5 protein-coding genes are annotated in these 4,710 nt (G+C 37.8%); 4 read left to right on the top strand and 1 reads right to left on the bottom strand.

Going from position 1 to position 4,710, the window contains the following annotated elements; translation table 11 throughout:
• Window positions 1-67: 67 nt before the first annotated feature.
• On the top strand, window positions 68-829 hold the full coding sequence (locus RAC86_RS35500) for an MBL fold metallo-hydrolase (RefSeq protein ID WP_072565792.1): 762 nt from the start codon (window positions 68-70) through the stop codon (window positions 827-829).
• Window positions 830-1,249: 420 nt separating this feature from the next.
• Here RAC86_RS35500 and RAC86_RS35495 read toward each other — a convergent pair whose 3' ends face one another.
• On the bottom strand, window positions 1,250-1,795 hold the full coding sequence (locus RAC86_RS35495; RefSeq protein ID WP_061186266.1) for a TetR/AcrR family transcriptional regulator: 546 nt from the start codon (window positions 1,793-1,795) through the stop codon (window positions 1,250-1,252).
• A 333-nt stretch (window positions 1,796-2,128) separates the two neighbouring features.
• On the opposite strand from RAC86_RS35495, the gene RAC86_RS35490 reads away from it, so the two are divergent.
• The 3 genes from RAC86_RS35490 to RAC86_RS35480 all read left to right on the top strand — a co-directional run bounded on the left by RAC86_RS35490 (window position 2,129) and on the right by RAC86_RS35480 (window position 4,491).
• Window positions 2,129-2,404: an HPr family phosphocarrier protein gene (locus RAC86_RS35490; RefSeq protein ID WP_014112777.1), complete on the top strand. Its 276-nt coding sequence runs from the start codon at window positions 2,129-2,131 to the stop codon at window positions 2,402-2,404.
• Window positions 2,405-2,653: 249 nt separating this feature from the next.
• The gene (locus tag RAC86_RS35485) at window positions 2,654-3,361 is read left to right on the top strand and encodes an SDR family oxidoreductase (RefSeq protein WP_072565791.1); all 708 of its coding nucleotides are present in this window, start codon (window positions 2,654-2,656) and stop codon (window positions 3,359-3,361) included.
• Between the two features lie 416 nt (window positions 3,362-3,777).
• Complete coding sequence (locus RAC86_RS35480; RefSeq protein ID WP_072565790.1) at window positions 3,778-4,491, top strand: hypothetical protein; 714 nt, start codon at window positions 3,778-3,780, stop codon at window positions 4,489-4,491.
• Window positions 4,492-4,710: the final 219 nt, after the last annotated feature.

Raw genomic sequence — 4,710 nt, 5'->3', positions numbered from 1 at the left:
AGTTCCATGTATTTATTCAGCGGCTGTATGTAAACTATACACATATTAGAGAAAAGGAGTTTTACACATGAACATTCAACAAATTCGTAATGCTACACTTGTTGTCGAATATGCAGGCAAAACGTTTTTAATAGATCCAATGTTAGCTGAGAAAGGTGCTTACCCTCCATTCCCAAATGCGCCAAGACAGGATCAAAACAACCCTTTGGTTGAATTGCCAACTTCTGTCGACAATATTATTCACCATATTGATGCTGTCATTGTAACTCATTTACATGATGATCATTGGGATGAGGCAGCTAAAGAGTTATTGCCAAAAGATATCAAGTTGTTCTCCCAAAATGAAGACGATGCAAAAGAAATACGAAATGCCGGATTCAAAAACGTCGAAGTTTTAACAAAGGATACAGTCTTTGAAGGCATTCAATTAATCAAAACCAAAGGCGAACACGGAAGAGGAGAAATTTTGAAACTTGCAGGACTTGTATGCGGCGTTGTGTTCAAGCACCAAAGTGAAAAAACGTTATATGTAGCCGGAGATACAGTCTGGTATGATGCGGTTCAAGAAGAGATTGATACACATCAGCCAGAAATCATTGTAGTGAACGGCGGAGATAATCAATTCTATGAAGGTGGTTCTCTCATCATGGGTAAAGAAGATATCTATGAAACGTATAAGGCTGCTCCAAAAGCAAAAATCATCGTGAGCCACATGGAAGCTGTCAACCATTGGGGATTATCAAGAGAAGAATTAAAATCCTTTATTCATGAAAAAACAATCTCCTCTCATGTGTTAGTGCCTGATGATGGCGAATCATATTCATTTTAAATGTTACTGCTTTAAGGAGAGATCTGAGAAGAAAAACTATGATGCTTTCCAAGATTTCAAAATGCTAATTTAAGCGAATATGGCTGTAGGGACTGCCTTGTAGCTGTTTATTTTATACTTGAAGCCAAGCATCAAGAAACTCGATTTACTGATGTCCCTGCAAATTGGGAAATTCGTTGCATTTTCTCTTATGATTTTATTGCGTATTGAAGAGTAAAACCATTGAACAAAGATCATATAAGATGTGCACGATATTCTTCATCATCAGCTTGGCATTCCTTCGCTAGTGAGAGAAATATATCAACTGGATCAAGCAATGGCTTGGTCTTTTTTTCATCTGTATTCCCGTTGAGATCGTAAAAGCGCAACTCTTGCTCGTAATCATTCTTCGTGGCATTAATGCCCCACCATCTATTGCCATTATACAATCCTCTCTAACAATTCTCCCACTTTTTCTGCCATGACATGCGGCGGATAAGGCATTTCGTTTTTTAACCACCATTCCACTACTCCTACGTAAGCATTTGCAACAAATTCAACAATGACATCTTCACTTTGGCCATGATTTTTTCCTTTCGTTATATCGACATCTTTCTTGAACTCTTCGATATTAAACTTAAGGAACTGACTGCGAAAATATCGAGCTCCTTCACTGGCTAACATCGTGGAAAAGAATAAATAATTACTCTCAAGGTATTCCATGCAGTGTACGGTCGATTCAATCCAGTCCATTTCAGTTGCCGATTCACAAAAATTCCCCATATTGTTGATATGCTCTTCCATAATCTTTTCTAATAGATCAAATTTATCTAAGTAATGAAGATAGATAGTTCCCCGGTTCACATTTGCCCTGTCGGAAATTTCCTTGATCGTAATATGATCAAAACTTTTTTCAGTCATCAGCTCAATCAGAGCCCTTTTAATAGCCTCTTGGCTTTTGGTTATTCTTCTATCCACTTTGGACATAGCTTTTCACCTAACTTTCTTAAGATAATCAACAATTTAGAGTGGAATGTTGAATAATCAACAAATCGCTTGAATTTAACCATTGTACCCACCATGTTTCTATTTACAATAATAAACAAATGTTGATTAATGAATCATGTTTTTTTGGATGAAGTCAATGTCCATTTTAGTGACAAGAGTATTATTTTGTAAACACAAAGAAAGGGCGTTATGTCAAAATACAGAGAAAATGATGGAATGAGTCCGCTTATCTAAATTCAAATTTGACCCGCAACCCAACGATAAATCCGTCAAGAAGCAGATTTGCATCAAAAATATCTTATGAGGTGAAGAATGATTAAAAGACAATTTACGATCATTAATGAAACAGGATTTGCAAGACCAGCTACCCTATTAGTCAGTTTGGCTCATCGGTTTACATCTGATATTTTTCTCGAACATCAAGGGAAAACTGTCAACCTCAAACAAGCACCAAAATCCATCATGGACATTATGGATTTAGGAATTAAACCCGGAACCGAAATATATATATACGCTCATGGAGCCGACGAAGCGAAGGCTATTCAAAAAATGAAAGAGCATTTAATAAAAAACGATTATATACAGTAATCAATGTTCAATTCATGCCATCATATCAAATATAGCCCAGCGTCTGTTTTGTTTTTGGTACAGCCGCAGACGGTTCTTCATATCAAAACCAGACACACAATGATCGATGGTCATAATGTTGGCTAAGAAAGCTTTTATCGTTCGACAAAACAGCTTTCCAGATCACGATTTCATTTTTCTTCTGGTTATGCTTCAACCAGAAACAGAGAAACCAAAAAATGATCACAAGCAAGAATGGGGGATTTATATATGTCACAGGACAAACAAGTTGTACTTGTCACCGGCGGAAATCGCGGAATTGGATATGAACTGGCCAAGCAATTAGGTGTGAATGGGTTTAAGGTCATTCTGGCAAGCCGAGATCCAGTGTTAGGTCCTGAAGCGGCACAAAAACTTAGGGCTTCAGGTCTTGATGTTTCATTTGTGCTGATTGATGTAGAAGATCAAGAAAGCATCCGGCAAGCTGTGATTACAGTAAATGAGCAATATGGAAGATTAGATGTATTAATCAATAATGCAGGTGTGTATTTAGATAAGAATGAAAAATTATTGTATATGGACCCTTCCATCCTAGAGAAAACGATGGCAATTAATTTCTTCGGCGCTTATCATGTCATGCGGTCCTTTATTCCTCTCATGGAAAAACAGGGCTACGGGAGAATTATTAATGTTTCTTCAGAATATGGAGCTGTGAGCGAAATGTCTGACCAAGGAGTCGGGGCTTATAAGTTATCCAAACTTGCACTAAATGGATTGACACGATTGGCCGCTGCAGAAATCAAGGGCGATATCAAAATAAACGCGGTCGATCCGGGATGGGTAAGTACAGATATGGGTGGGCCATCTGCTCCGAGAACGCCTAAGGAAGCTGCCGAGTCTATCCTTTGGTTAGCGACGACTGGGCCAGATGGACCTAACGGGGAATTCTTCAGAGACAGAGAACGAATTGATTGGTAATCAAAAACATGTTTTATGATCGTTTATTATTTAAAGGCTTACCTCAATTAAAGAACGTTTAGGACGCAGTTCGGTTGCCTTTATAATGAATGCCGCCGGGCATCTTTCTGCATAAGAAAATAACCCCAAGGGCAGTTATACCCTTGGGATTGTTGGATGCCGAAAGAATAACAGACGTTTCATATCTAATCTCTCCATTTGTTTTGCATTTTTAATCCTACTTTACATTCAAAACCTGAAGAAAAAGGGGCAAAAGTTCTTAGGAATTCTTAAGTTTTGGCAAGCTAACAGCCGGGCCCTAGGATTGATCTAAAAATCGTTTCCTCTTTTTAAACAAATTTCAAAACGATCATATCTATTACATGGTAATATTTAGATACATAAACTTTTATATATTGATGGAGAGGAATGAAAGAATGAAGAAACTTAGAAAGGTATTTTATAGTAATGTTGCCCTGTTGCTTCTCGCCTTATTGCTTGTTGGATGTACGGGCAGTAAGAACGAAGTATCAAAACAATCTTCAAATCATGATGCTGCTGCACAATCTGATGAAAATCATAATGGGACTGAAGATAGCACCAAAATAGACAAAGATGAATCGGAGCCAACAACAGAATCAGAAGAATCCGTAACAAAGGCTTCAAATGAACATCCTTCAAAAGAAACCGCAGCGGATGAATCAAATGAAACTTCATCAAAAGAAGTAAAAAACGAAGAGGAAGGTAAAGAAGGCAATGTATTGGCGGCATACTCTTCTGAAAAAATCGAATATGCCCGAGTTTGGCTCCAGCTTGGATCCAATCAAGAGATAGATGAATTGAATGTTCGACACATTTCTGCTGGCGAACTGATTAATCCTAATGATGATACAAGTGCGAGCTATCCAGAAGATGTGATCCAGTTAGCAGGTTCTCGATTAGTGGATGGATCAGTCACTTATCATGGAAATGGAGATGGCACGATTCATGTATACAATGTCCCTTTACGCTGGGATTCCGCTGAGGATCTCGATCAAGGCGTGATGCGGGAAGTGACTGAGAATATCATTAAAAATATAAAAAAAGTGTACGTTGATCCAGGTGACAATGAAAAAATCAAGCGACTCATTGACATTATGGTTATTCATTAGTCAGTAATCGTTTGTTTACAGCAGACACCGCGCTTTTTCACCTGAATCCCCTTTTATAAATAATGGATAATAAGGAAAAAAGTATGATACATTACTATTGAACAAAGTTTGGAGTGTGATCACTTGCTGAAAAATCTACCGATTCTATTAGCTATCCTATCAGTTGGAAGCATTCTAAATGTGATAAGTCTTACCCTAAAATTATCAGAGCCTTTTCAC

Source organism: Bacillus sp. LR_5 (assembly GCF_042709275.1).
Note: the sequence above shows the minus strand (reverse complement) of the source record. Positions and strands in the feature narration are given on the sequence as shown.